Genomic DNA, 25,749 nt, shown 5'->3' on the forward strand with positions numbered 1-25,749 from the left:
GAGACTGACCATGCCCATGAATCCCGGCGATATCGAAGACATGATCAAGGAGGGCATACCCGGCGCGCGCGTCGTGATCCGGGACCTCGCCGGCGACGGCGACCATTACGCCGCCGAAGTGGTGGCCGAAGCCTTCCGCGGCAAGAGCCGGGTGCAGCAGCACAAGATGGTGTATGACGCCCTGCAGGGCAAAATGGGCGGCGTGCTGCATGCGCTCGCCCTGCAGACATCGGCTCCGGATTGAGGGGGCGGCCATGTCCAATGTCATGGACGCCGTCATCTCGGGCATCGTCAAAAGCGCGGTGTCCGAAATCCTCAAGAAAAGCGGCCTGAAGCCGACCGCGACAAAGCGCACGAAACGCAAGACCCGCAGTTCGACCGCTTCGACGTCGAGCAGAAAGACGCGGCGGGTCGTCGAGAAGTCCGGATCCGGCTCCGGATCGGTGGGCCGCAACGCCCGTGACGCCGACGCGCCAACCGCTGCAAAAAAACAGGTCAGCAAACGCCGCACGAGCGCCGCGCGCTCCAAGGCCAAGCGTCGATCCTAACAGGGCATTTCCATGTTCAATCCGATCTTGTTATTCTTCACATGCGGCTGCGTGTCGCTTGCTTCCGTCAGCATGGCCGAACCGCAATGCCACACCAGCAAGTCCTATCACGTCGTCGAACAAGCCTTCGATGAGGAGCCAGGCGCCCGCTTCGCCGTGACCAAAATCTCCGGCGGCGCAGCGCCATCGGAATGCGTTTTCGACGAAAAGGCGGCGGATTATGTGATCGGCGGGGAAGGCGATCCGCTCTGGTTCGGCGAAATCTCCGGCTCGACGCTGGTGCTGACGCGCTCCACCGGCCCGCAAGGCAATCTGGTCGTCTATGATCTCGGCTCAGGCGAAGCGATACTCGACGCGCCTGCAGACGAATATGAGCTGAAGGGCAAGACACTGTCCTATTGGGAGCGCACAACCATCAAGGCTACCGCCAAGACTTGCCCCACCTTCGCGGAAAACGAAGCCAACGGCATGGGATCGACGATCGTTGCGCTCAAGACGTTGAACGTCGAGACGGGAACTATACAAAAGGCCGGCGAGCGCAAATGCGCGGCGACGCAATAAGCGCCGTTGGAGCATGTCTCAGCTTTTCAGCCTCATTCTGCCGGATCAATTTCGGTCAGGATCAAGGCTTTTGGCGAGGGCGTACCCAGATGTACGGCAGAGCCAAAAGCCGAAGATAGTGACCGAAATTCATCCGGCCCGAAGGGTTGGTCGAAACCGGGCGCCCGCGTCGTCGGAGAGCTTGGCCGTAGCATCGGCTACGACCCGCGCCCTTCTCCTCGCGGATCATCCCGGTTTGGACCAACAGAATGAGGCTGAAAAGCTGAGACATGCTCTAAGTCAGCCGCGTAGAAAGCAGGAAAGACCGATCGGATAGAGAGCGATGGCTGATTGTTCGAGCGCATCGAGATCGAACCAGCCCGCTGTCTGCTCCGAGCCTTCGTGCTCGAAGAAGACAATCCGGTCTTTGGCGACGCTATCTGCGTCGATGATCGCGATATCGGCGAAGAAAACGATTTCATGCCCGGCCTTCCCTTCATGCGTGAAGAGGTTTTCCACCACATTCCACGGCCCGAGAATTTCGATATCGACGCCCAGTTCTTCGCGGAACTCTCGGCGCAGGGCCTCTTCCCGCGTTTCTCCGAATTCGATGCCGCCGCCGAGCGGACGAACGCCGACCACGACGCCATTGTCGGCTTTCACTTCGGCAGCCAGGATCTGGCGTCCGCGGCGCGCGATGCCGATCACGATCACGCGGATATTTTGAACCGGTCGCCAGGTGGCCATCAATTCTCTCCTCCCCAGCGATATACGCTGAAAAAAACTGCGCCGCTTCTTTAAAAAGCGGCTCCGGTTGACTATAGATAGACAAAAGCGGCCGGCCCTTGAACCCGGCATGGCAAAAAGGACAATTTCATGAGCGGCATCAACGATTTCATCGACAATGAAGTGAAGAGCAACGATGTGGTGCTCTTCATGAAGGGCACGCCCGATTTCCCGCAATGCGGTTTCTCGGGCCGCGTGGTCCAGATTCTCGATTATGTCGGCGTCAACTATAAGGGCCACAATGTGCTGGCCGACGCCGATCTGCGCCAGGGCATCAAGGACTATTCGAACTGGCCGACCATTCCCCAGCTTTACGTGAAGGGCGAATTCGTCGGCGGTTGCGACATCATCACCGAAATGTTCCAGGCCGGCGAATTGCAGCAGTTGTTCAGCGACAACGGCATTCCGCACAAGGGCCAGGCGGCCTGATCCAGCCAGACAGGTTTTCCTCACGGGCCGGGTTTTCCGGCCCGTAACTTTTTCAGCGTTCGCGCATTGCTGTTCCGGCGTTTTCTTGCGCGCTGCCCAGACATTTTCCGAGGTTTTTCCATGCATGACGTCAGCATGCCAGAGGGGGCGACTGCGCCCGGCCATCAGCTCAAACTGGGCATGGCCGAATTCATCGCCATGGCGGCGTCGCTTGCCGCCGTCGCGGCCATGTCGATCGACATCCTGCTGCCCGCCTTGCCGGCGATCGGCCAGACCTTCGGCGTCGCCGATCCCAACAGCCGCCAGCTGGTCATATTGATCTATGTCGTGACGTTTTCGATGTCGCAGCTGTTCTTCGGCCTGCTGACCGACCGCTACGGGCGCCGGCCGTTCCTGATCTTCGGCCTCGCTCTCTATCTCGCCGGCAGCGTGGCGGCGATGTTCTCCACCAGTTTCGAGATGCTGCTCGCCATGCGCGTCGTCCAAGGCGTCGGCACCGCCGCTCTGCAGGTGGTGGTGATGGCCGTGATCCGCGACTGTTTCTCCGGTCAGGCCATGGGACGGGTGCTGACTTTCGTCTTCACCACCTTCATGATCGTTCCGATCATCGCCCCCAGCATCGGCCAGATGATCCAATACGCCAGCGGCTGGCGCGGCGTTTTCCTGTTCAACACGGTGGCGGCCTTAGCACTGTTCGCATGGGTCTATCTGCGGCTCGAGGAAACGCTCGCGCATGAGGCCAAGCGCGCCTTGTCTTTCGCCAATCTTTTCGAAGCGCTGAAGGCCATCGCCACCAATCGCATCACCGCCGGCTATGCGGTGGCCAGCATGGCGACCTTCATCGGTCTCTTCGGCTATGTCGTCTCTGTGCAGCAGGTCTATGGCGAACTTTACGGTCTCGGCGAGTTTTTCGCGCTGGCGTTCGGGGCCTCCTCGATCGGCGTTGCTGCCGCTGCGCTCGGCAGCGCGCGGCTGGTGCGGCTGTTCGGCATTCGCGCCGTCGCCCATAGCGCCATGCTGCTGTTCACCGCCTCGGGGCTGACGCTGGCGGCGCTGTCGCTGGTCGCCGTGCCGCCTTTCTGGGTGAGCTTCCTGTTCCTGTCGATCTGCATGATGGCCTTCGGCGTGCTTCAGGGCAATTTCAACGCCATGGCGCTCGAACCGCAGGGCCATATCGCTGGCGTCGCCTCCTCCCTCTACGGCGTCGTCACGATGACCGTGGGCTCGATCGGCGGGGGATTGGTGGGACAGGCCTATGACGGCACGCCGACGCCGCTGGCGCTCGCCTTCGGCCTGGGCGGGCTGGTCGCCAGCCTTGCGGTGCTATGGACGCGCAAAGGACGCCTCTTTCGCGCCATCGGCCCCACAGTCTGAGCAAAACAAGACATGAACATGCCTCCGAAGACCAGCGTCTCAAAACCCGAATTCATCGCCATGATGGCGGCGCTCATGGCGCTCAACGCGCTCGCGATCGACATCATGCTGCCTGCGCTGCCGGCGATGGCGGCTGCGCTCGACATCGTCGAAGACAATCACCGCCAGTTCGTCCTGACGGCCTATCTGGTCGGCTTCGGGGCGGCGCAACTGTTCTTCGGACCGCTGTCGGACCGGTTCGGACGACGCCCGCCGCTGATCTGCGGCCTCGTGGTCTATGTCGCTGCGGCGGCGCTGGCCGTGATTGCGCCGAGTTTCGAAACGCTCCTCGCGCTCCGCTTCATCCAGGGCCTCGGCGCGGCGGGCACGCGCGTCGTGGCGCAATCGGTGGTGCGCGACCGTTTCCATGGACGGCAGATGGCGGAAGTGTCGTCGCTGATCTTCATGGTGTTCATGGTGATCCCGGTCTTCGCGCCATCCGTCGGGCAGTTGCTGCTGTTCAGCGGCCATTGGGAAATGATTTTCCTGTTCATGTCGGGTCTTGCCGCCGTGATCGGTCTCTGGGCGTTCATCCGCATGGATGAGACGCTGGCCGTCGAAAATCGCCGGCCGCTGAAGCCTGCGGTCATCCTCGAAGGCTTCCGGCTGGTCGTGTCCAACCGTTCCGCCTTCTTCTACGGCATCGCTTCGACCTTCGTGCTCGGCGGATTGTTCGGCTTCATCAACACCGCGCAACCGATCTATGTCGACATCTATGGCCTCGGCGACAAGTTCCCCCTCGCCTTCGGTTTCGTGGCGATGATGATGGCGGTGTCGTCCTTCACCAATTCGCGTATCGTCGGCGCGCTCGGCATGCGCCGGGTCGCGCATGCGGCTCTCATTTTCTTCATGGGCATGAGCGGCATATGGCTGGCGCTCGGCTATGCCGGCTATCTGCCCTTCTTCGCCTTTCTCGGCGTGTTCACCGTCATCATGTTCACCTTCGGCCTGCTCGGCTCGAACATGAACACGCTGTCGATGGAGCCCCTCGGCGCCGTGGCCGGCACGGCCTCCTCCGTGTTCGGCTTCATGCAGACCGTGGGCGGGGCGGCGCTGGGCGCCATCATCGGCACGCTGTATGACGGCACGGTCATGCCTGTGGCAGCCGGCTTCTTCGGCCTCAGCCTCTGCGCCATCGGCGCGGTGCTGGTCGCGGAAAAGGGCCGGCTGTTCGGCGTCGGCAAAAAATATGGCGGCGCGGCCTGAGCCGCCCCGCCTGCATCTCCGGATCTGTCTGAGGATCAGATGTCGAAGATCTCGCGCTTCAACTCGTCCCAGGTGTCCTTGTCGGTGGTCAGCACCAGGCCGCCTTCGGTATGGCTCGGCAGATAGGGCGAACCATCGAGCCGGGCGGCGTAAGCGCCCGCCTCCTGCGAGATCAGCGTGCCCGCAAGGTGATCCCAGGGCATCAGCTTGTTGTACATGAGATAATGCACATGGCCGCCGGTGAAGGCGCGATATTCGTGGCCGGCGCAGCGATAATTCATCAGGAAGCGGACCTTGGCGAAATTGGCGAGCAACTGGGCGCGCTTCTCCGGCCCGACATAGCCCGTGGACGCCATTCCGAACATTTCCGCCAGCGGCGCAGGCTCGCGCACCTTCAGCTTGGTGCTGACGCCCTCCGGGGTGATCTGAAAGGCGCCTGCCCCCTTCTCCGCAAGAATCCAGTCGTCGCCCATGGGATCATAGATCACGCCCGCAACCGTCTCGCCCTTGGAGACCACCGAGGCCATCACAGCAAACAGCGGAATGCCCGAGGCGAAATTGAAGGTGCCGTCGATCGGGTCGATGACCAGCGCGAGATCGGCGTCCGCCAGCTTCGGCAGCAGGTCCGGTTCGGCGGCGACGCTTTCTTCGCCGACGAACAAGGCGCCCGGCAGCACGCTGTCGAGTCGCGCCTTGATGAAGCGCTCGGCGGCTTCATCGCCTTCGGTCACGAGATCGGACGCCTCGGTCTTGATGCGGATGTCTCCGGAGCCGAGCTTGCGGAAACGGGGCAGAATTTCGGCTTTCGCCGCTTCCCGAAGGAGGGTCGAAAGAGCCTGGATATCGACGACAGCCATGAAATGTGATTCCTTTCAAAGACTTGAGGGGAAAGTTTGAGGGACTGAATCCGCGACTTCAGATCCTGATTCAACGCCCGGAGCGCTTCCCTGTTCAGCCGGCATGGAGGATCTCGCGAGCGATCATCTCCCAGCTGTCGCGATCCGGCGCGGAGAGGATGCCGCCGCTCAACTGTCCGATGCGGAAAAGCGAACCGTCGTGATGGGCGCTATAGCCGCCGGCTTCGGCATGGATCAGAAGGCCGGCGAGATGATCCCAGGGCATCAGCTTGAAATGACCGATAAAGTCGACCTTGCCGGTCGCGGCCATCCAATATTCATAGGCAGAGCAATTGTAGCCGAAGGCCATCTTGGTCTTGGCCAGATTGCCGGCGATGCGGCGACGCCTGTCGCGGTCGATATCGTTGATGGATATTGTTCCCACCATGCTGACCAGCGGGCGCGGCGTGACCACCCTGGCGGGAACCTTATTGTCTCCCTTGCCATGCACGAAAGCGCCCGCGCCGCGGGCGGCGATCAGCGTGTCGCCATTGACCGGGTCATGGATGAGGCCGGCGACCGTCTCGCCCTTCTCGACCACGGCGAGGATCGTGCCGAACACCGGCAGGCCGGCGGAGAAGTTGAATGTCCCGTCGACGGGATCGATGACGAAAGCGAGATCGGCGTCGACAAGCCGGTCCATCAGTCCCGGATTTTGCTCGCAGGCCTCTTCGCCGACGACGAGCGCGTCGGGATAGATCCGCAACAGGGCTTCGGTCACCCGCTTTTCGGTGAAGAGATCCGCGTCGGTAACGAGATCGATCGAGGACTTCTTTTCCGTGACGTCGCCGTCTCCGAGAGCGCGGAAGCGCGGCATGATCTCCGCCTCGCCCGCTTCGATGAGAATGTTGCGGATGAGGTCGAGATCATGGTCGCGAAAGGAGGTCATCGGGTCAGGCCTGCGAAATCGAATAGTTTGGGGTCCATCAGATGCGACGGGTTCACGTGACCAAGCGCGCGGAGCATCGTGTCCTTGCGTCCGGGCATGCGCGTCTCGATATCGGCGAGCATCGCTTTCATGGCGTTGCGCTGCAGGCCGTCCTGCGAGCCGCAGAGGTCGCAAGGGATGATCGGAAACTGCATAGCGGCGGCGAAGCGGGCGAGTTCGTCCTCGGCGCAGAAGGTCAGCGGACGCATCACCGTCAGGTCGCCCTCGTCATTCATCAGTTTCGGCGGCATGGCGGCGAGCCGCCCGCCATGGAAGAAGTTCATGAAGAAGGTTTCGAGAATATCTTCGCGATGATGGCCGAGGATGACGGCGTCGCAGCCTTCTTCGCGGGCGATGCGATAGAGATTGCCGCGCCGGAGCCGCGAACAGAGCGAGCAATAGGTCGCTCCCTCCGGCACCTTCTCCTTCACGATCGAATAGGTGTCGCGATATTCGATCCGGTGCGGCACGCCGAGGCCCGAGAGGTAATCCGGCAGGATATGCTTGGGAAAATTCGGCTGGCCCTGATCGAGATTGCAGACCATCAGTTCGACCGGCAAAAGTCCGCGCCAGCGGAGCTCGAGGAGCAGCGCCAGGAGACCATAGGAATCCTTGCCGCCCGAAAGGCAGACGAGCCAGCGCGTCTGGCCGTTCAGCATGCCGAAATCATCGATCGCCTGGCGGACATTGCGCAGCAGGCGCTTGCGGAGCTTGTTGAAGTTGCCCGATTGCGGCGCATGCCGATAGAGCGCCTCCATCGTGGCGTCGCCGGCGAATGCGCCGTCGTCCTCGTCTCGCGCGTCGGGATTGGTGGTGAGCATGGATCTTGTCCCGCCTCGAATTCGTCCCCCGAGGCAATAACGGATTGCGCCGGAGGGTCAAGCCAAACCTGGGTTATTGCGCCGAGTTGGACGGCTGGGTCTGCTGGGCCGGCGCCGGCTCCGCCTTCTGGGCGCCGAGCAGGCGGATGCTGGTGAACAGGCTCAGCACAGCGGCGATGACCACCGCCGCAAGGGCGAGACCGAACAACAGTTTTCTCATTGCGATGCCTCCAAAAGGCGCTGAAAACAGAAAAGCCGCCCTTGCGAGCGGCTTTCCAAAATTCCGATCCAGCCAGAAATTAGCGGGAGTAGAATTCGATGACCAGATGCGGTTCCATGATGACCGGATACGGCACGTCGGCGAGACCCGGAACGCGGCCGAAGGTGGCCTTCATCTTGGAGTGATCGGCTTCGATATAGTCCGGAACGTCGCGCTCGGCGAGAGACACGGCTTCGAGAACGATGGCGAGCTGCTTGGAGCGCTCACGCACTTCGATCACGTCGCCGGCCTTGCAGCGGTAGGAACCGATGTTGACGCGGACGCCGTTCACGGTCACGTGGCCGTGGTTGACGAACTGACGGGCAGCGAAGATGGTCGGCACGAACTTGGCGCGGTAGACGATGGCGTCGAGGCGCGATTCCAGAAGACCGATGAGGTTTTCCGGGGTGTCGCCCTTGCGGCGGGCAGCTTCGTCATAGATGGCGCGGAACTGCTTTTCGGAGATGTCGCCGTAGTAGCCCTTGAGCTTCTGCTTGGCCTTCAGCTGAACGCCGAAGTCCGAAAGCTTGCCCTTGCGGCGCTGGCCGTGCTGGCCGGGGCCGTACTCACGACGGTTCACCGGGGACTTCGGACGGCCCCAGATATTTTCGCCCATGCGGCGGTCAATTTTGTACTTAGACGATGCGCGCTTGCTCATCGCATTTCCTTTCTTGTTATCCGGCGGTGAGAACCCGCCTTTATGGTTAAGGAAACACGCCCTCCTCTGAAAACCGCCATTTACGACGGCCTCCGACAGGCTTCTCACGCCGCGAGACGGATAAACCACGGGACATGCTCTCATTTTCGCCGTCATTTAAGGTCAGCAAAAACGAAACACCGGACGTTTCCGCCCGGAGTTGAGCGGCTTCTAGACGGGGATTCCGGAAAAGTCAATCAAAGGGACTTGAAAACTTTGTGAACTTGCCCCATTTGCAAAACGCAATTGGGAGCCGGGCCCCTCTGACGCGCTTTCCGGACAGCGCGTGATGTCGGATCCTCCTAGCCAACCGCGTCCGGCTTAGGTTGACTTAATGGACCTTCTCCTTCTCGATTTTCTCGGCAAGCCCCTGTGGATGTGGGCGGTCTTCATCATTCTGGTGCTCGGGCTCCTGATTCTCGACCTGGGCGTTCTGCATAAGGGCTCTCGTGAGATCGGCATCCGCGAGAGCCTTCTGATGTCCGCTTTCTACATCACCATCGGCATCGCCTTCGGCGGCTGGATCTGGTACCAGTCCGGCGAGCAGCCGGCGCTTGAATATCTGACCGGCTTCGTGGTCGAAAAATCGCTGGCGATGGACAATATCTTCATCATCGCGATGATCTTCTCCTACTTCGCCATTCCCCGCGAGTATCAGCACCGCGTGCTGCTCTGGGGCATCCTGGGCGTGATCGTGCTGCGCGGCATCATGATCGCGGCGGGCGCGGCGATCGTCGAAAACTTCCACTGGGTGCTCTATCTCTTCGCGGCGTTCCTGGTCATCACCGGCATCAAGATGCTGTTCTCGTCGGGTCATGACGAGAACGATATCGGCAACAATCCGGCGCTGAAATTCCTGCGCAAGCATCTGCCAGTATCCGACAAGCTGCATGGCGAAAGCTTCATCGTGCGTGAAACCGATCCCAAGACCGGCAAGCTGAAGACCCTGATCACGCCGCTCTTCCTGGCGCTGATCATGGTGGAACTCGCCGACCTCGTCTTCGCAGTCGACTCGATCCCGGCGATCTTCGCGATCACCACCGACCCCTATATCGTCTACACCTCGAACATCTTTGCGATCCTTGGTCTGCGCGCCCTCTACTTCGCGCTCGCCGCGCTCATCCACCGCTTCGCCTATCTGAAATACGCTCTTGCTGCGGTGCTGGTGTTCGTGGGCTCCAAGATCTTCGTGGCCGATATGTTGGGCCTCGCCAAGATCCCGCCCGCCGTCTCACTCAGCGTCACCGTCGCCATCCTGGCGGCCGGCATCCTCGGCTCGCTCTGGGCGACGCGCAACGAAGAGACGCATAAAGCGTAAGGCGCGGACATAGAAGATTGTGAGGCCGTCGCTGCAAAGCGGCGGCTTTTTTTGTTTCGGTGGTGACAGTCACGGGGCGCGCTGCGTGTGTTTCGAGAGCATTTGCGCCGCAGCCTCAGGTCAACCGACTGGACCTGGAATGAAGATCTTAAAAACAAGGCCGTTCGGCGCGTTGCTCGTGAGAGATAAGGCGCCGTGATGGGCATGAACAATATCGGCGACAATCGACAGTCCGAGCCCGAACCCTTCCTGCCCCTGCCCGCGCGCATCATCTCCCTTGAAGAAGGGCTCGAAAACCTGTGTTCTTAAATGTTCAGGAATTCCCGGTCCGTTATCAGTAACGGCTATTTCGCAGCCTGTTTTGTATTCCTGTAAACTGACAATGACTTCAGTCGCAAATTTGACGCTGTTGTCGCAAAGGTTGGTGACTGCGCGCATGATGGCCAGTGGCTTGCAGTCGATGATCATCCGATTGGGGCCCTCGAACCGCACTTGGTAACCCACATCAGCAAACTCAGCGCAAGTCGTTTGCAGCAGGCTAGCAACATCCGCGCGCTGTATCGGTTCAGACGCGTAATCGTCCCTCAGATATTTCAAGACTTCGTTCAAGAGACCATCAATGCGGATGATGTCCGATAGCAGGCCCTCGCGCACCGGTCCTTCCTCCATTCGTTCGGCGCGAAGCCGCAACCGGGTCAACGGGGTTCGAAGATCGTGGCTGATGCCACGCAGCATTCGCGTCCTCGTTCCAACCATTAGCTGTATCCGGCTTCGCATCACGTTGAGCGCATGAGCGAGCGCCACGATTTCAGTGGGTCCGCGTTCTTCAAAAATCTCCGCGCTGTTTGCGATGTCCGAATGGGTGGCGGCTTCTGATATCCGCTTGATTGGTTCCGTGATGACCCGAATGGCGAATAGAAAAAAGAACGCGATCAAAACCAGGATAGCGACAGAGTAATAGGGAGCCTCGTTCACGACCGCACTGTTCAGGATTGTATCAGGAAAGCCGGAAAGGATAAGGAGCGTGGCGCTGTCGACCTTTGCTGCGATGACTCTCTCGCCCCTCCAGAAGGTGCGCCAACCTCCCACTGGCGGGGGGGGAGTGTTGTCGGTTGGAAAGATCGAATCGATGATCACGATCAGTACGCCGTCAAGTTCCGGCGGCCCGGTGAAGCTTTCGCTCACCGAAACGGGTTCCAACGAGAAACGCCAGCCGGCGGCGCGCGATGACGCGAGGATTGTTTCGCGTGCGCCCGGTGAAGCCGTTTTGAGCAGTTCAGCCACCATGTCGACGCGCGTGGCGATTTCTTCTATGTCCGGCGCAGCATCTCCGGCCCATTGCTCCAATGCTCTGCCGACAATGCCGACAACGAGCAGCGCCATCACAATGATCAGCGTGATCTGGCCTCTTATGGTGGCGGGCAGGAGTCGCTTCAGCCTCATACTTCCTCGACATTCGCCGTAAACACGTAGCCGCCAAGCCGCACAGTTTTGATGACAACGGGGTCGCGTGAATCATGCTCGATCTTCTGCCTCAACCGACTGATGTGCACATCGATGCTGCGTTCGATCGGGCCGGCCAAACCGGCATGGGTGACGCCCAGGAGCTCCTCGCGCGTCAAAACGCGTCCCGGGTTTCGGCAAAAGGCGAGCAGGATATCGAACTCATGCGTCGTCAATCCGACTCGTGCGTTGGTCGGATCATAGAGCTGCCGTCGAATGGGATCCACGAACCACCCGTCAAAACGCAGTTGCTTTGGCCGAAAATCCCTTAACGAAGGCAAGGCGGCGCGCCGCAGCAGACCGCGTATGCGCGCGATCAGCTCCCGCACGCTGAACGGTTTCGTGACATAATCGTCGGCGCCAATTTCGAGACCGATGATCCTGTCAATTTCCGCACCGGCGGCCGTCAGCATAAGGATGGGTATGTCCGTCGTAGCCCGAAGACGCCGACACAGACTGAGCCCATTTTCGCCAGGCAGCATAACATCGAGGATCACGAGGTCGAAACCGGATCCCCGCATCCGTGCATCCATTGCAACGCCGTTCTGGGCGATCTCCGCGTTCATTCCACTTTCATTGAGACTATCGCGCAGCATGGCGGCTATCACCACGTCGTCTTCGACAATCAGAATTCGAGCAGCCTCCGACAAGCCCTGGCTCCCTATACCGTCCGCATCACACTTTCCGATTTCCGTAGCACGACGGCGCCGGTCTTTGGCCCGCGCGAATATTAAGATTTGTTTCAGATCTCGCCTTTTCCGGCCAACCTGAAACAAATCTTCACATAATCAAACATTCCGCCTGTCCACGCCGTGGCAGAAAAAGAGGCCTCGAAAGCGCCCTCTTCAATCCAGCCCCTGGCAGAATTTCGTGAAGGCCAGGACCTTTTTAAGCGGATGTTCCCAGTGCAAAATTCATCTTCGGTCTCGAAGGACGACAGTCAACTGTCATTCAAGAAGATTTCTTATATCCGGCGCCTCAACGAAACAGTTCGCCGACATTGGAACCCCGTGAGCGTTTATGTCTCCTTGAATCCGCTTGCTGCGCTGGGAATCGTGATCCTGCTCTGCAGCATGCTGTTCGTCATGTTTCCACAAATCGACATGGGCGTTTCGAGGTTCTTCACCTTCGGAACGCGGTTTTATCTGTCTGAAAATCCACTACTGCTGTGGATCCGCGACGCTAACCGCATGCTTCCCTACATTGTATTGCCCATCATGATCGTCCTGCTAGCGGCGCGACCACTTCATAGTTCCTTTCGTTCGATGACAAGACGCGCCTTGTTCGTCGTATTGAGCTATGTTCTGGGATCGGCGATCACGGTTCAGGTGTTCAAGAACTTCTTCTCCCGGGCCAGACCTCGGGATGTGATTGAGTTTGGCGGGACCTTGGTGTTTACGCCGGCATGGCAATTCGCATCGGTGTGCGAGCGCAATTGTTCGTTCCTGTCCGGGGAAGCAGCATCGGCAGCCGCATTTCTCGCTATCCTGGTGTTCGTGCCCCGCCCCTACCGAATGGTCGTCGCAGCGCCGTTGGTTCCGCTGTCGATAATCGTCGCTCTGAACCGTGTCGCTTTTGGCGCCCATTTCCTGTCCGACGCCTTGCTCGGATGGCTGATCGTCCTATGGCTTATGCTTTGGCTCTACCGAAAAATGGGGCTCGATCCTGCCCCATGAGGGCGGCAAACCTGTCTTGCGGTGCTCCGAAGCCTTCCACAAGTTTTGTCAGCAAAGACAGTCCGCCCTTGGCGGAAGTCGAAATGCCCGCCCGTCAAGACATTTGGCCAGTCGCGGGCCTAGCATACACACCCGCATCTCAGGTCGGGAGGAAGCTATTTTGGACCAACATTCAGCACGACGCAAACCAGACCGAAGAGCCCAAGAGGATAGCAAGTGCGATCACGTGCAGGAAACAGGCAAAACCCCAGTTGCATCGCTGTCGGACTTTCGGAAAATACCGTCCGCTTCAGCGCCCTCCGGTCAGGGGCGCGAAGAGAAACCTTCGTGGAGAAGACGGTTGCTTGCCGGATTTTTGTTCGGACTGAGCATGATTGCGAGCATCTATTTTCAGCCGCTTGCGCAACGGATACTTGAGTAGATCTCGCGGCCGTCGCCGGCAATGTCGCTGGGCGTCACCGTCGCCATCCTCGCCGCCGGTATTCTCGGCCCGCTCTGGCCGACGCGCAAGGAAGAGACGCACAAGGCGTAACGGAACGTCGCCACACAAGACCGATCAGGCTGTCGCTATAATGGCGGCAGCCTCTTTACTATCGACTTGCCCTTCACCACGGCCGTGCTGGTGACGGCATGTTCGGATAAGCCTTCCAACACGTCATCAAGCTCTTCGACAGACCGCACCACCAGACGCGCCAGGAACGGATCGTCGCCTGTGACCTTGTCGCATTCGATGAAATGCGGTTCCTCCTGGATGAGTCTTTCGACCAGATGCAGCTTTCCCGGCAGAGGCCGAATCCGCACCAGCGCCTGGATCTGATAGCCGAGCGCGCGCGCATCCACGTCAATGGTGAAATTGCGGATGACCCCGCTCTCCTGCAGATGACGGACCCGTTCCGCCACGCTTGGCGCCGACATGCCGACCGCGCGCGCAAGTTCGCTCATGGGAAGCCGTCCCTCCCGATCCAATAGGTCGATGATCCTCCGATCGACATCATCTGGCCGAAAATTTTCATTCTTAGGCATTTTGGCGATTTCCCCTCATCCAATTTGACGATCCCGCAACTCATCCTTCGATCATCGATATAATTCACCAAAATCTCCTTTCATAATAGCCTGATTAGGGAAAGGGGACACTCATGTTGCTCGGCGTGCTCGCAGGTCTCGCCACCTGCGCCCTTTGGGGACTGACATTCATCGCGCCCCGCGCGGTCGAGCCATTCACCGTGTGGGACCTCACCATCGCGCGCTATCTGGTGTTTGGCGCGGCCTCGGGGCTTCTGATGATTTCGCCGAGATTTCGGCCACACGGTCTTGGCCTTGGCCAGGTGGCGGCCGGCCTCTGCCTCGGCGGAGCGGGCTATATCGGATATTTCCTGAGCGCGTCCTTCGCGGTGAAAAGCGCGGGCGCCACGCTGCCGCCGCTGATCATTGGAACGATGCCGGTGATCCTGGCCCTGATCGGCAATGCGAGGGAGAGATCATTCGCCTGGACACATCTCGCTTTACCTCTGGCGCTGATCGCTGCGGGAATTGTCGTCGTCAACGCCGACGCCGCGTCCCTCGCTGCGTCGGAGGCCTCCACGACATCCGGCGCAGGATTGGCATGGGCCCTGTTGTCCCTGGCGATCTGGGTCGTCTACGGACTGGTGAACTCGAGCATTCTGAGAGGCCCGGCGCCGCCTGACATTCTTGCCTGGACCGGCCTTCAGGGGCTCGGGGCCGGGTTTGGAGCGCTTGCCCTCATGCCGATGTCGTCCCTGCTTGCGCCGCAGCTTGTCGCCGCCGCAAATCCCGCGGCCCTGATCGTCTGGGCGCTGGTCATGGGACTGGCCGGATCCTGGCTTGCGACCTGGTTCTGGGCCGTCGCGTCGACGCGCCTGCCGTTGAGCTTCGCCGCGCAACTGATCGTCGCCGAAACGATCTTCGGCCTCCTCTACGGCTTTCTCTGGGAAAACCGGTTTCCGACCATGCTGGAAATTGCCGGGATTGCGCTGCAAATCGCCGGCGTCAGCCTGACGCTTGCGAGGCTGGGTCACGCCAGCGAGGCGGAGGCGCAAAGCATGACATAGGATCGACTCGTTGCGTTATTCCGCGGCCGACCGTGTCTCCACCTCGGGCTGATCGGGATTGCCCGGCGCTGTTTCCGCATCGAGATCCGGAAAAGCGGCGATGCGGGCGCCGACGCGGTCCTGATGCAGTACGATCAAGCCCTGTTCCTCGAAATAGGAGAGAAGACGGCGGGCGCGGCGGGCGGAATGGGTGCCATAGGCGCGCGCGATCGCCTGATCGGACGGACAGGGCTGGCCGGTGATGGCGGCGTTGGCGATCAGCAGAAACACCGCCTTCAAGTCGTCGGTGACGCTGCGGGAGAGATCGAGCGCCTTTGCCCAGGTCTCGCTGCCGCGCGTCTCCTCGTCGGCGCCGGAGCGAATGATCGCCAGCCTTTGGCGGAATTCCGGCAGCGCGACGGTCGCGCCGGTCAGACGCCGGATGCGGCAGCGGACGAGAAACTCCTGAAACAGTTCGGCGTCGGGCCGGAAGGCGGAATCCCCCTGGCTCAGCACATCCTCCAGCGCCGCCTGCACCAGTTGTTCGCGCTCTTCCTCGGTGAGCTCAGCGCGCTTGGGCCTTGCCTCGCGGGTCTCAACAGGTTCGATGTCGCGCGCCTTGGAGAGTTCGGCGAGAATATCGGTTGAGGGGCGCGGCGCCGGCTGCACATAGCGCGGGATCGGCCGCGTCAATTCCTGCGGGTCGGGCGTCAGGATGAGATCGGCGGCGTCGACATTGGCCTCGGGCAGCGGCATCAGCTTGGGGCTGGAAGAGCGCGCCGAGGTCTCGACCTTGCCGATCTCCACCTTCAGCGGCTTGCGGCTGAGCGCTGGGCCGAGCGCCACGAAATTGCCGCGCGGCAGATCTCGGAACATCTCCGCCTGACGGCGCTCCAAACCAAGAAGATCGGAAGCGCGCGCCATGTCGATGTCGAGAAAGGTGCGGCCCATCAGGAAGTTGGAGGCTTCGGCGGCGACGTTCTTGGCGAGTTTCGCCAGGCGCTGGGTGGCGATGACGCCAGCCAGTCCGCGCTTGCGACCGCGGCACATCAGATTGGTCATAGCGCCCAGCGACAGGCGACGAACCTCGTCATTGACTTCGCCGGCGGCGGCGGGGGCAAAGAGCTGGGCTTCGTCGACCACCACCAGCACGGGATACCAGAAATCGCGATCGGCGTCGAACATGCCGTTGAGGAATATCGCGGCATTGCGCATCTGGTCTTCGGCGTCGAGGCCTTCGAGCGAGAGGACGCAGGAGACGCGATGCTGTCGCACACGGGCGGCGATGCCGAGCAGTTCGGCCTCGGTGCGGTCGCCCTCGATGGCGACATGGCCGTAACGGTCGCCAAGCGTGACGAAATCGCCTTCGGGATCGATGATGACCTGCTGCACCCAACCGGCCGATTGCTCCAGCAACCTGCGCAGAAGATGCGATTTGCCCGAACCGGAATTGCCCTGCACCAAAAGACGGGTCGCCAGCAATTCCTCAAGGTCGAGCGTCGCGCGCGTGCCGCCCGCGCCGGTTCCCATGTCGATGCCTGCCGTCATGCCAATCCTCGTCGTCCGCCAATCCCTCTCCTAGCAACGATTCTCACCAGGGGGCAATCAAATCGATCTTCCCCACAGATTTTGCGCGTGCTTCAATGTCCATTCTGGAAACCGATCGGAAAAGTTTGGCTGCTATCACAGCAGGACAACCGGATATCCAGCCATGACCAAATCTCTCGAGCTCTTTTATCGACCCGGACTGCTGATCGTCTGGCTGTTGCTGCTCTTGGGAGGATTTACGGTGATCGGCGCGCAGGCGCTCCAATCGCTCCGGCTGGGCGCGACGCCCATCGCCTCCCTCCTGCTTTTGATGTTCACGGCTGTAGGCATCCTCTATATCCTTCGTCGCCTGCTGACCCCGTCAAAACCGGCATTGGTCGCCGATATCGCGGGGATCTCCTACCGGGGCGGCGCGAACCGGATTGAATGGCGCGACGTCAGGGAATTCACCCTCCGCCGGGAGATGATGATCACCTATCTCCGCCTCCGCTATGCGGCCTCTGGTCAACCCGGCAAGATGCGAAGCGTCGACCTCTGCCTGTCGGGGCTGAGCCTTCCTCCTGAGGACATCGCCATTCAACTGCGCGCCTTGAAGGAAAATAGCGCCGCGCCGAAGCCTGCTTGATCCTGCACAAAGCGCCGGCCGCCGCATGAGCGCAGTCTGCCGAAAACGGAGGACGCGCCATGAAGCTGATGATCATCTACGCCTCGATCGAGGGACAGACCCGCAAGATCGCCGAACACATCGCCGCGCATGCCGAAAACAAGGGGCATGCCGCCGCGCTGATGAATGTCAACGCCGCCCAGGAATTCGGCCTCGAAAAACCGGACGCCGTGATACTCGCGGCTCCCATCCATGCGGCGCGTTATCCCACGCCCTTCGTGGATTTCGTCCATCGCGAGAAGGACTGGCTCAACGCCCTGCCCTCGGCCTTCGTCTCGGTCACGCTGTCAATCCACAGCGAGCATGACGACGAACGCGCCGCGGCGGCAAATTTTCCCGAGGCGCTCAAAGCCGAAACCGGTTGGCGGCCGCAAGCGATCCACAACGCCGCCGGCGCTCTCCGCTTCACCGAATATGATTTTTTCAAGCGCTGGATGATGCGTCGCATCGCCGAGGCCGAAGGCGCGCCGACTGATCGCGGCGACGTGGAATTCACCGACTGGCGGCTGCTCGACGACTTCGTCGACGCTTTTCTCGACCTCGTCTGACGGCTGTTTCTGGGCGGCGACGGCGCGCCCGCGGCGCGCCTGTAAACCCGGCGTTAAGCATAGGCCTTTACGGTTGATTTGCCATAGTTCTTCACGAGTTCATGACGAATTCGAATGTGTTCGAGGAATGTGGCCAGGCATTTGTATCGTCCATGTATTGAGTTCGGAAGTTGCCGTGACGAGTATCAACACCAACGCCAGCGCAATTGCGGCTGTCGACATCCTGCGCGCGCAGAGCACCAAGGTGCTGAATGCGCAACAGGAGGTCGCGACCGGCTATCGCGTCAAGGATGCGAGCGACAACGCCGCATACTGGTCCATCGCGACCCAGATGAAGTCCGACAACAAGGCTTTGTCGGCTGCGGAGGATTCGCTCGCCTTTGGCGCAGCGGCCGTCGATGTCGCCTATACCGGCCTCAACCAGGCGATCGACGTCATCAAGGATATTCGCAACAAACTGATCACCGCGCTGGGCGCCGGCAACGAAATCAACAAGATCAACGATGAAATCCAGGAATTGCGACAGCAGTTGCGCACGGTGGCCGAGGAGTCCTCGTTCAACGGCGAAAACTGGCTGGTTCGCGACGACGCCAGCGACGACAAGGACCGAGAACTCGTGGGCTCGTTCCGCCGCGCCGCCGACGGTACGGTCGAAGTCAAGCTCCTGCGCTATTCGATGGCGAATGCGCTCGGCACCAATCACCTGATCGACCAGGACAGCCAGCTCGGCATTCTCACCAATCCCGGTTATGCGAGCGCCATCGGCGCAAGCACGGACTGGGTGATGCTGAATGGGGAAAACGACCCCACTGCGCATACGGAATTCGCCGTCAGCCAGTCGACAACGGATGTCGAGATCACCGAGATGATGGAGGTGTCCGACAATATGCTCGAGGCGATGATCGAAGCGTCCTCCAATCTCGGCGCGCTCAGCAAGCGAATCGAGATGCAGAACGATTTCGTCAAGGATCTCCAGGACACGCAGGACCGAGGCGTGGGACGCATGGTCGACAGCAATCTCGACATCGCCTCCTCGCGACTCCGGGCCGTCGAGGCGCAGCGCAGCCTGACGATTTCGGCGCTGTCCATCGCCAATTCGCAACCGCTGACGACCCTGAGGCTGCTGGAATAGCCACTCTCACGCTTCAGTTTTCCGGCGGCAACGCGTCGCGCCAGGCGCCGGCGGTTCGGCCGGCCATCCGCCAGTAGATCAGCCCCCAAACGAGGCCGCTCAGAGCATAGATCAAGGCGACGACCCCGAGCAGGTCTTCGCCATTGGCCTTGCTGTATTGAATGCCGGCAGTCGAAGAGAAAAGACCGAGGGCAAGCCCAGAGACGAGATAGTATCGCGCGTTCCGGTAAGACCGCCATTCGGCGACGAGAACGATCAGGCAAACCGGGATGAATTCGACGCCGGCGATCAGCAGGCTGCCGAGAAGGACGATCGGGCTGAACACGATCATCAGCGCCCGAGGCTCCGCCGTTCCCCGGAGCACATCCAAGCCGCTCAACATGAACGCTCCGAAAACCAGCGCGCCGAGGCAGGCGATGGTATGGGCCAACAGGATCATCATTACGCGCGCCATGCGGCAGGTCCCGTTCTCCAATTAGGGAAAAGGCCCGGCGTCGATGACGCCGGGCCCGCTCATGTCAGCGAAATCTATGGCCTCAAGCGGACATGGCCTTCTGCAGGTTCTCGTCGATCTTGTCGAGGAAGCCGGTCGTCGACAGCCAGGGCTGATCCGGACCGATCAGCAGCGCGAGATCCTTGGTCATGAAGCCGGATTCGACGGTGGCGACGCAGACCTTTTCGAGCGTGTCGCAGAACTTGGCGAGTTCGGCGTTGTCGTCGAGCTTGGCGCGATGAGCGAGACCACGGGTCCAGGCGAAGATCGAGGCGATCGAGTTGGTCGACGTTTCCTGACCCTTCTGATGCTGGCGGTAGTGACGGGTCACCGTGCCATGGGCGGCTTCGGCTTCCACCGTCTTGCCATCCGGCGTCAAGAGAACCGAGGTCATCAGGCCGAGCGAACCGAAGCCCTGGGCCACGGTGTCGGACTGCACGTCGCCGTCGTAGTTCTTGCAGGCCCATACATAGCCGCCGGACCACTTGAGCGCGGAAGCGACCATGTCGTCGATCAGGCGGTGTTCATAGGTGATGCCGGCTTCCTTGAACTGGTCGAGGAATTCAGTCTGATAGACTTCTTCGAAGATGTCCTTGAAGCGGCCGTCATAGGCCTTGAGAATGGTGTTCTTGGTCGACAGATAGACCGGCCACTTGCGCATCAGGCCGTACATCATCGAGGCGCGGGCGAATTCGCGGATCGATTCGTCCAGGTTGTACATCGCCATGGCGACGCCGGCGCCGGGGGCGTCGAACACTTCCTTCTCGATCACCTGGCCGTCTTCGCCGACGAACTTGATGGTCAGCTTGCCCTTGCCGGGGAATTTGAAATCGGTGGCGCGATACTGGTCGCCGAAAGCGTGACGGCCGACGACGATCGGCTGCGTCCAGCCCGGAACCAGGCGCGGCACGTTCTTGCAGATGATCGGCTCGCGGAAGATCACGCCGCCGAGAATGTTGCGGATCGTGCCGTTCGGGCTCTTCCACATCTGCTTGAGATTGAATTCCTTCACGCGGGCTTCATCCGGCGTGATGGTCGCGCATTTGATGCCGACGCCGTACTTCTTGATGGCGTTGGCGGCGTCGACGGTCACCTGGTCGTTGGTGGCGTCGCGGTTTTCGACGGAGAGATCGAAATAGTCGATGTCGAGGTCAAGATAGGGGTGGATCAGCTTGTCCTTGATGAGCTGCCAGATGATGCGGGTCATCTCATCGCCGTCGAGATCGGCGACTGGATTGGCTACCTTGATCTTCGTCATATTTCGTCCTCTTGATGTCGCCGCCGGTTGGGAGCCGACGACGTTCGGCTGTGAATGCAAATGCCTATAACACCCGCCGCGCGCGAGGCAAACAGGAAGCGCCGAATTCGACGAAAATCCTAGGTCGACGGCGTTCAAACCGCGCGCTGGAAACTTTGGGCGTGAGCTATGAAGAAGGCCTCGCCCCCGTTGACCGCAAAAAGCCGCTCTGTATCGGATCTCGCGAAATCTTCGCTCACCGATGGGGGACGCCATGTTCAAGACCATTCTCGCCGCCCTGCTCCTGGGCGCCGCCCTGCCCGCTTACGCTGCGGATGTCACGGGGCCTGCCCGCGAGCTCATGAAAGCCGCGACCGCCAACTGGTCGGATGCGGGCGGCAACGAGGATTACACCAGCGAAGAGCGCATGGGCCGGCTTTATGCGCCCGGTCTGGCCGCCGTCATCGAAGAGGCTGTCGGCCATGCCAGCCGGCTCAACAAGGACACGGTGCTCGGCTATGACATGATCACCGGCTCCGAGGACGGCTGCGCCATCAAGGACCTGAAGATCACCCAGCAGAAGGCGGAGCCCGACTTCATTCCCGTCATCGCCGAGTTCAAGCCCTTCACCTGCCTCAAGGGCGATCCCCGCCGGAAAATGGTGATGAAGGTGCTGTTCATGATGGGCGAGTATGACGGCGTCTTCAAGATCGACGAGATCTTCCGCACCGTGCGCGACAACGAGGTGATCGCCGTCAGCGACGAATTCAACGCGGTGACCACCGCCGCCGTCTTCACGCCCAAGAAAGCGTCTGCGGCAGCCAAGGAGTTGCTGGAAGCGGCCTACGCCAAGACGCAGGATACGGGGGACGGCGCCAAGACCGACGAAGACGCCGTCAATTATTTCAGCAAGAAACGGCTGAACCGGCTCTACACGACGAGTTTCGTCAATCTCTACCGCGCCGCCTGGAAGAAGCAGGAATCCGACGAGAATGGCGGCTATCTGCTCGGCAGCGATCCGATCATCGGGAGCCAGGACAACTGCCCGATGAAGGATCTGAAGATCGAGACCAAGGAGCCCGATTTCATCTATGTGAACATCATCGCCCGATTCCGGGCCGCCTATTGCTTCGGCAATCCCGGCGACGACAAACGCGTAACCACGGTGCGATTCGTGACCATCCTGGAAGGCGGCGTCTTCAAGATCGACGACATCCAGCAGATGGACGGCGACAAGGCGACGTCGTCGCTGAAGGACGATCTAAAGGCGTTGGGCGAGTGACGGAGATATACAATGGAGGGCGTGCCATGTTGAAACCTTTGATCGCAGCCCTGATGCTGGCTGCGCCGCTTCCGGCGCTCGCCGGCGCGGCAGCCGCACCGGCGGACAAAGCCATCGTCGGCCCCCGGGAATTGATATGGGCGGCCAGCAGCGAGGACGACGCGACGACGCCCGAGCAGAAGGCGGCGGCTGCTGACGACGACTATTTCAGCAAGAGCCGCCTGAAGCGCATCTACACCAAGAGCTTCGCCCGCCTGTATCGATCCGCAACGAAAAACTATGCGGCGCGCGACTATGCGGAGCCGATGTTCGATTGGGATGTGGTGCTCGGTGGACAGGACGGATGCTCCCCCAAGGACATTTCCTTCACGACGAAGAAGACCGACGCGTCGCATGTCCGCGTCGATGTCAGCTATCGTATGGCATGGTGTTTCGATGGAAGCGACGAGGCCACAAAGGCGCAGGTATCGAGCGTGCGCTTCCTCACAACCCTCGAGGACGGCGCCTATAAGATCGACGACATCCAGCATCTGGCCGGAGACAAGATCGAGACCAGCGTGAGGGAAGCGTTGGAATATTGGGAGACGCAGAAGTAAAGCGATCCACCCGCCGATCCCAAATTGGCCGCAGTCTGACACCAGAATCAGGATAGAAGCATGATCGATCCGCAGCGGCGCATGAGACTGCTGCAAAGATCGACGTCCAAGGCGTGAAGGGGCAGTCCTTTCGCCGCCAACCCTTCGGGATGATCTTGATGTCCGTCAGAAAATTTGCCTGCGCCCTGGTTTTGCTGTTTCCGCTGGCGACCTCCACCCTCGCCCAGACGGCAACCGACCCGGTCAAAAACCTCATGGATCTCGCTCAGGGCCTGTGGAGCGACGATCCCAAGGTCGAGGGGCAGGATTATTTCGACGCCTCGCGGCTCGACGCGCTCTACAGCAAGCGCTTTGCCGACGCCTATCGCGCCGCGGCGAAATTCCCGATCTATGACGACGCCAGCGGTCCCTTCGGCTATGACGTGATCACCAACGGCCAGGACGGATGCCCGCTCAAGGATGTGGCGATCGCGCCCGGCGCAGACGCCAATGGCGTGACCGACGTCAAGGTCACCTTCAAACTCTGGACCTGTGTGGACGACGGCTCGGTCGACAAGAACAGCGTCAACGAAGTACATTTTTCGGTGATCACCGAGAACGGCAGGCCTGTGATCGACGATATCAGGCGCAAGGATGACGAGGGCAAGCTCGATTCGCTGATGACGGAGATGCAGGACATCGCCAAGAACGGCCAGGATGTCGGCCCCGAAGCGAAGCAGCCCGACGAGAGCCAGGCGACCCTGCCCGCAGACGACAAGCCGAAAATCATTCTCAGCCAGCCGGAATGAGCGGCACTCGGGAAAGCGCATGACTTGGCTGCGGAAAAGCGCTATTCGCCTGAGAAAATTCCCAGGTTACAGGCATGTCCGGCACAAATTCTGAACTCGAACTCCTCACGGGCGGCCCGGTGGTCGTGCTCGTCGAACCGCAACTCGGCGAAAACATCGGCATGGTCGCCCGCGCCATGGCCAATTTCGGCCTGTCCGAACTTCGTCTCGTCAATCCACGCGACGGCTGGCCGAGTGAAAAGGCCCGCGCCGCCGCCTCCAAGGCCGATCACGTCATCGACGCCGTCCAGGTGTACGACACGCTGGAAGCGGCCATCGCCGATCTCAATTTCGTCTACGCCACCACCGCCCGCATGCGCGACGGCTTCAAACCGGTCCGCTCGCCCATCGTCGCGTCGAAAACGCTCAGGGCGAAATACGACGCCGGCGAAAAGGTCGGCGTGCTCTATGGCCGCGAGAAATCCGGCCTGTCCAACGAAGAAGTGGCGCTGGCCGACGAGATCGTCACTTTCCCGGTCAATCCCGCCTTCGCCTCGCTCAACATCGCCCAGGCCGTGCTGCTGATGTCCTATGAATGGATGAAGACGCGGATGGAGAGCGAGGACGAGACGCTGTTTTCCGCAGTGGCGCAGACGCCGGCCACCAAGGAAGAACTGTTCGGCTTTTACGATCACATCGAAGAAGCGCTGGATGCGCGCGGATATTTCCGCCCCGCCGCCAAAAAGCCGAGAATGGTGGAGAATCTCCGCGCCGTATGGTCCCGCCGCGCTTTGACGTCCGAAGAGATCAAGGTGTTCCGGGGCGTGGTTTCCTCTCTCGACCGGTTCAGCCGCAAGAACCCGCGCGGCGCCGGCAATCCGGATGACAGCGATGACTGAACTGGACAGGCCGATCCTCGTTTTCGACTCGGGCATCGGCGGGCTGACCGTGCTCCGCGAATTGCGGGTGCTGATGCCCGAGCGCAATTTCGTCTATGTCGCCGATGACGCCGGATTTCCCTATGGCGGCTGGGGCGAGCCGGAGTTGAAGGCGCGGCTTCTCGACCTGTTCAAGGGCATTCTCGAAGAACACAAGCCGGAAATATCGGTGATCGCCTGCAACACGGCGTTCACGCTGGCCGGCGCCGATCTCCGCGCGGCCTTTCCGGAGCATACATTCGTCGGCACGGTTCCCGCCATCAAGCCGGCCGCCGAACGCACGCGGTCGGGCCTGGTTTCCGTGCTCGCCACGCCCGGCACGGTCAAGCGCGCCTATACCCGCGATCTCATCCAGTCCTTCGCCAGCCAGTGCGATGTCCGCCTGGTCGGTTCCGAGCATCTCGCGCGGATGGCGGAGGCCTATATTCGCGGCGAAGCGCTCAATCCGGATGCGGTCACGGCCGAGATCAGCCAGTGCTTCCAGGAAAAGGACGGCCGCAAGACGGATATCGTCGTGCTTGCCTGCACGCATTACCCGTTCATGGCCAATCTCTTCCGCAAGCTCGCGCCCTGGCCGGTCGATTGGCTCGACCCGGCGGAGGCGATCGCGCGGCAGGCGCGGCGGCTGGTTCCGGTTCTGCATCACCTGCATCCCGACACACATCACGATCGCGCCGTCTTCACCTCGGGAAAACCAGATTTTTCCACCCGTCGCCTGCTGCAAGGCTTCGGCCTCACTGTCTGACACCTGTTGCCTCACCGCAACAGGAGCGGCGTCTTGACGCAATTTTCGATTGCGCCCGCTTGCCAGATCAGAAAAGCCGTGAGACAGTCTCGGCAGGTCAACACCAGCGCAGGAGGGCGTGATGAATACATTTTCTGTCGTGCATTACGCATTTGCTGGTTTCATGCGCTCAGGCGTGAATTCTACGCGACCGTGGTCTCTCTGCGCCCTTTGAGGCCTGATTCCAGCATTTCCCTAACCTGAATCCATTCCGGCGCTTCGCTGCGCGTATTTCGGCTTGTCGGCCGACATGCGACGTCTGCTGTCCGCGCCCCAATTTGCGAGGACCCGCGCGCGGAGCGTCGGGCTGATGAACCATGACTGCAAGACAACCCCTGGACGAACACAGCATCGATCGGATCGCAGCAGCGCTGATCGAAAAGCACCATCCCCTGCGCGTCATTCTGGCTGTCTGGCTGGCGGCGCGCGAGCGGCGCAAGCGCGACCACGCGACCGACATAGCCCTCTTGAATGTGAGCGACCGGATGCGGCGCGACATGGGCCTACCGGAAGAAAAGAACGATCCGCGCGGCATGCCGATCGACGTTTTTAGAATCAAACTGTAACGCGCATGCGGCGCGCCTGCCTCGGCGGCGCGCCGCAAACACATATGCAGACGGAACCTTAACCGACCCCATGTATTGATGCGGTTGCGCTTGAATGGGCGGCGCTTGCGCCTGCGCGTATTTCGG

General features: G+C 60.8%; 30 protein-coding genes. 18 read left to right on the top strand and 12 right to left on the bottom strand.

The features are described from left to right. Positions 1-10 precede the first annotated feature (10 nt). Genes E8Q41_RS24315 through E8Q41_RS24325 form a run of 3 tightly spaced genes read left to right on the top strand, consistent with a single transcriptional unit; the run spans position 11 to position 1,109 of the window. On the top strand, positions 11-244 hold the full coding sequence (locus E8Q41_RS24315) for a BolA family transcriptional regulator (protein WP_137158151.1): 234 nt from the start codon (positions 11-13) through the stop codon (positions 242-244). A 10-nt stretch (positions 245-254) separates the two neighbouring features. Beyond that, positions 255-548: a hypothetical protein gene (locus E8Q41_RS24320; protein ID WP_137158152.1), complete on the top strand. Its 294-nt coding sequence runs from the start codon at positions 255-257 to the stop codon at positions 546-548. A 12-nt stretch (positions 549-560) separates the two neighbouring features. Further along, a complete protein-coding gene (locus E8Q41_RS24325) occupies positions 561-1,109 on the top strand; it encodes a hypothetical protein (protein WP_137158153.1) in 549 nt (182 codons plus the stop codon). Between the two features lie 279 nt (positions 1,110-1,388). Here the strand turns inward: E8Q41_RS24325 and E8Q41_RS24330 are convergent, their stop codons facing one another. Beyond that, a complete protein-coding gene (locus tag E8Q41_RS24330; RefSeq protein WP_137158154.1) occupies positions 1,389-1,835 on the bottom strand; it encodes an NUDIX domain-containing protein in 447 nt (148 codons plus the stop codon). Between the two features lie 129 nt (positions 1,836-1,964). Here E8Q41_RS24330 and grxD point away from each other — a divergent pair, with 129 nt between their 5' ends. The 3 genes from grxD (at position 1,965) to E8Q41_RS24345 (ending at position 4,922) form a co-directional block, all read left to right on the top strand. Next, positions 1,965-2,303: a Grx4 family monothiol glutaredoxin gene (gene grxD / locus E8Q41_RS24335; protein WP_137158155.1), complete on the top strand. Its 339-nt coding sequence runs from the start codon at positions 1,965-1,967 to the stop codon at positions 2,301-2,303. Between the two features lie 120 nt (positions 2,304-2,423). After that, positions 2,424-3,677, top strand: a complete 1,254-nt coding sequence (locus E8Q41_RS24340) for a multidrug effflux MFS transporter (protein WP_137158156.1) — start codon at positions 2,424-2,426, stop codon at positions 3,675-3,677. 12 nt (positions 3,678-3,689) lie between these two features. Then, positions 3,690-4,922 (top strand): multidrug effflux MFS transporter, encoded by a 1,233-nt coding sequence (locus E8Q41_RS24345; protein ID WP_246660308.1) that lies wholly within the window; start codon positions 3,690-3,692, stop codon positions 4,920-4,922. Between the two features lie 35 nt (positions 4,923-4,957). Here E8Q41_RS24345 and E8Q41_RS24350 read toward each other — a convergent pair whose 3' ends face one another. The 5 genes from E8Q41_RS24350 to rpsD all read right to left on the bottom strand — a co-directional run bounded on the left by E8Q41_RS24350 (position 4,958) and on the right by rpsD (position 8,484). Next, entirely contained in the window at positions 4,958-5,779 is an 822-nt protein-coding gene (locus E8Q41_RS24350) for an inositol monophosphatase family protein (RefSeq protein ID WP_137158158.1), read from the bottom strand. Between the two features lie 94 nt (positions 5,780-5,873). Then, positions 5,874-6,707 carry an inositol monophosphatase gene (locus tag E8Q41_RS24355; protein ID WP_137158159.1) on the bottom strand — a complete coding sequence of 278 codons (834 nt, stop codon included), beginning with the start codon at positions 6,705-6,707 and terminating at the stop codon, positions 5,874-5,876. Beyond that, complete coding sequence (gene ttcA / locus E8Q41_RS24360; protein ID WP_246660312.1) at positions 6,704-7,504, bottom strand: tRNA 2-thiocytidine(32) synthetase TtcA; 801 nt, start codon at positions 7,502-7,504, stop codon at positions 6,704-6,706. The genes E8Q41_RS24355 and ttcA overlap by 4 nt, the downstream gene beginning before the upstream one ends. Positions 7,505-7,640: 136 nt before the next feature. Then, entirely contained in the window at positions 7,641-7,787 is a 147-nt protein-coding gene (locus E8Q41_RS25700) for a hypothetical protein (RefSeq protein ID WP_170976602.1), read from the bottom strand. Positions 7,788-7,866: 79 nt separating this feature from the next. Further along, entirely contained in the window at positions 7,867-8,484 is a 618-nt protein-coding gene (gene rpsD, locus E8Q41_RS24365) for a 30S ribosomal protein S4 (RefSeq protein WP_137158161.1), read from the bottom strand. 373 nt (positions 8,485-8,857) lie between these two features. Here rpsD and E8Q41_RS24370 point away from each other — a divergent pair, with 373 nt between their 5' ends. Then, a complete protein-coding gene (locus tag E8Q41_RS24370; RefSeq protein WP_137158162.1) occupies positions 8,858-9,841 on the top strand; it encodes a TerC family protein in 984 nt (327 codons plus the stop codon). A gap of 120 nt (positions 9,842-9,961) precedes the next feature. Here the strand turns inward: E8Q41_RS24370 and E8Q41_RS24375 are convergent, their stop codons facing one another. Beyond that, positions 9,962-11,284: an ATP-binding protein gene (locus tag E8Q41_RS24375; protein ID WP_137158163.1), complete on the bottom strand. Its 1,323-nt coding sequence runs from the start codon at positions 11,282-11,284 to the stop codon at positions 9,962-9,964. Next, the gene (locus E8Q41_RS24380) at positions 11,281-11,994 is read right to left on the bottom strand and encodes a response regulator transcription factor (RefSeq protein ID WP_137158164.1); all 714 of its coding nucleotides are present in this window, start codon (positions 11,992-11,994) and stop codon (positions 11,281-11,283) included. The genes E8Q41_RS24375 and E8Q41_RS24380 overlap by 4 nt, the downstream gene beginning before the upstream one ends. A 162-nt stretch (positions 11,995-12,156) precedes the next feature. Here E8Q41_RS24380 and E8Q41_RS24385 point away from each other — a divergent pair, with 162 nt between their 5' ends. After that, positions 12,157-13,020 (top strand): phosphatase PAP2 family protein, encoded by an 864-nt coding sequence (locus E8Q41_RS24385; protein WP_137158165.1) that lies wholly within the window; start codon positions 12,157-12,159, stop codon positions 13,018-13,020. 567 nt (positions 13,021-13,587) lie between these two features. On the opposite strand, the gene E8Q41_RS24390 is transcribed toward E8Q41_RS24385, so the two are convergent. Further along, positions 13,588-14,043 (bottom strand): Lrp/AsnC family transcriptional regulator, encoded by a 456-nt coding sequence (locus tag E8Q41_RS24390; RefSeq protein WP_137158166.1) that lies wholly within the window; start codon positions 14,041-14,043, stop codon positions 13,588-13,590. A gap of 113 nt (positions 14,044-14,156) precedes the next feature. Between E8Q41_RS24390 and E8Q41_RS24395 the strand changes: the two genes are divergently transcribed. After that, a complete protein-coding gene (locus E8Q41_RS24395) occupies positions 14,157-15,089 on the top strand; it encodes a DMT family transporter (protein WP_137158167.1) in 933 nt (310 codons plus the stop codon). 15 nt (positions 15,090-15,104) lie between these two features. Here the strand turns inward: E8Q41_RS24395 and E8Q41_RS24400 are convergent, their stop codons facing one another. Next, complete coding sequence (locus tag E8Q41_RS24400) at positions 15,105-16,616, bottom strand: ATP-binding protein (protein WP_137158168.1); 1,512 nt, start codon at positions 16,614-16,616, stop codon at positions 15,105-15,107. Positions 16,617-16,779: 163 nt separating this feature from the next. On the opposite strand from E8Q41_RS24400, the gene E8Q41_RS24405 reads away from it, so the two are divergent. The 3 genes from E8Q41_RS24405 to E8Q41_RS24415 all read left to right on the top strand — a co-directional run bounded on the left by E8Q41_RS24405 (position 16,780) and on the right by E8Q41_RS24415 (position 18,960). Continuing rightward, a complete protein-coding gene (locus E8Q41_RS24405; protein ID WP_137158169.1) occupies positions 16,780-17,241 on the top strand; it encodes a hypothetical protein in 462 nt (153 codons plus the stop codon). A gap of 59 nt (positions 17,242-17,300) precedes the next feature. Then, a complete protein-coding gene (locus E8Q41_RS24410; protein WP_137158170.1) occupies positions 17,301-17,828 on the top strand; it encodes a flavodoxin domain-containing protein in 528 nt (175 codons plus the stop codon). Between the two features lie 175 nt (positions 17,829-18,003). Further along, positions 18,004-18,960 carry a flagellin gene (locus E8Q41_RS24415; RefSeq protein WP_170976603.1) on the top strand — a complete coding sequence of 319 codons (957 nt, stop codon included), beginning with the start codon at positions 18,004-18,006 and terminating at the stop codon, positions 18,958-18,960. A gap of 13 nt (positions 18,961-18,973) precedes the next feature. Here E8Q41_RS24415 and E8Q41_RS24420 read toward each other — a convergent pair whose 3' ends face one another. Both E8Q41_RS24420 and E8Q41_RS24425 read right to left on the bottom strand, forming a co-directional pair. After that, positions 18,974-19,414, bottom strand: a complete 441-nt coding sequence (locus E8Q41_RS24420) for a hypothetical protein (RefSeq protein WP_137158172.1) — start codon at positions 19,412-19,414, stop codon at positions 18,974-18,976. 82 nt (positions 19,415-19,496) lie between these two features. Beyond that, positions 19,497-20,711: an NADP-dependent isocitrate dehydrogenase gene (locus E8Q41_RS24425; protein WP_137158173.1), complete on the bottom strand. Its 1,215-nt coding sequence runs from the start codon at positions 20,709-20,711 to the stop codon at positions 19,497-19,499. A gap of 253 nt (positions 20,712-20,964) precedes the next feature. On the opposite strand from E8Q41_RS24425, the gene E8Q41_RS24430 reads away from it, so the two are divergent. The 6 genes from E8Q41_RS24430 (at position 20,965) to E8Q41_RS24455 (ending at position 25,623) form a co-directional block, all read left to right on the top strand. Then, a complete protein-coding gene (locus E8Q41_RS24430; RefSeq protein WP_137158174.1) occupies positions 20,965-21,972 on the top strand; it encodes a hypothetical protein in 1,008 nt (335 codons plus the stop codon). Between the two features lie 26 nt (positions 21,973-21,998). After that, positions 21,999-22,568 carry a hypothetical protein gene (locus E8Q41_RS24435; protein WP_137158175.1) on the top strand — a complete coding sequence of 190 codons (570 nt, stop codon included), beginning with the start codon at positions 21,999-22,001 and terminating at the stop codon, positions 22,566-22,568. A gap of 158 nt (positions 22,569-22,726) precedes the next feature. Further along, positions 22,727-23,356: a hypothetical protein gene (locus E8Q41_RS24440; RefSeq protein ID WP_137158176.1), complete on the top strand. Its 630-nt coding sequence runs from the start codon at positions 22,727-22,729 to the stop codon at positions 23,354-23,356. 74 nt (positions 23,357-23,430) lie between these two features. Beyond that, positions 23,431-24,234 carry an RNA methyltransferase gene (locus E8Q41_RS24445; protein WP_137158177.1) on the top strand — a complete coding sequence of 268 codons (804 nt, stop codon included), beginning with the start codon at positions 23,431-23,433 and terminating at the stop codon, positions 24,232-24,234. Next, positions 24,218-25,018 carry a glutamate racemase gene (murI, locus tag E8Q41_RS24450; RefSeq protein ID WP_170976604.1) on the top strand — a complete coding sequence of 267 codons (801 nt, stop codon included), beginning with the start codon at positions 24,218-24,220 and terminating at the stop codon, positions 25,016-25,018. Before E8Q41_RS24445 ends, murI begins: the two co-directional genes overlap by 17 nt. 356 nt (positions 25,019-25,374) lie before the next feature. Further along, positions 25,375-25,623 (top strand): hypothetical protein, encoded by a 249-nt coding sequence (locus tag E8Q41_RS24455; RefSeq protein WP_137158179.1) that lies wholly within the window; start codon positions 25,375-25,377, stop codon positions 25,621-25,623. Positions 25,624-25,749 lie beyond the last annotated feature (126 nt).

The sequence above is a fragment of the Rhizobium sp. FKL33 genome, from assembly GCF_005222915.1.
Taxonomy (GTDB): Bacteria; Pseudomonadota; Alphaproteobacteria; order Rhizobiales; family Rhizobiaceae; genus Rhizobium_E.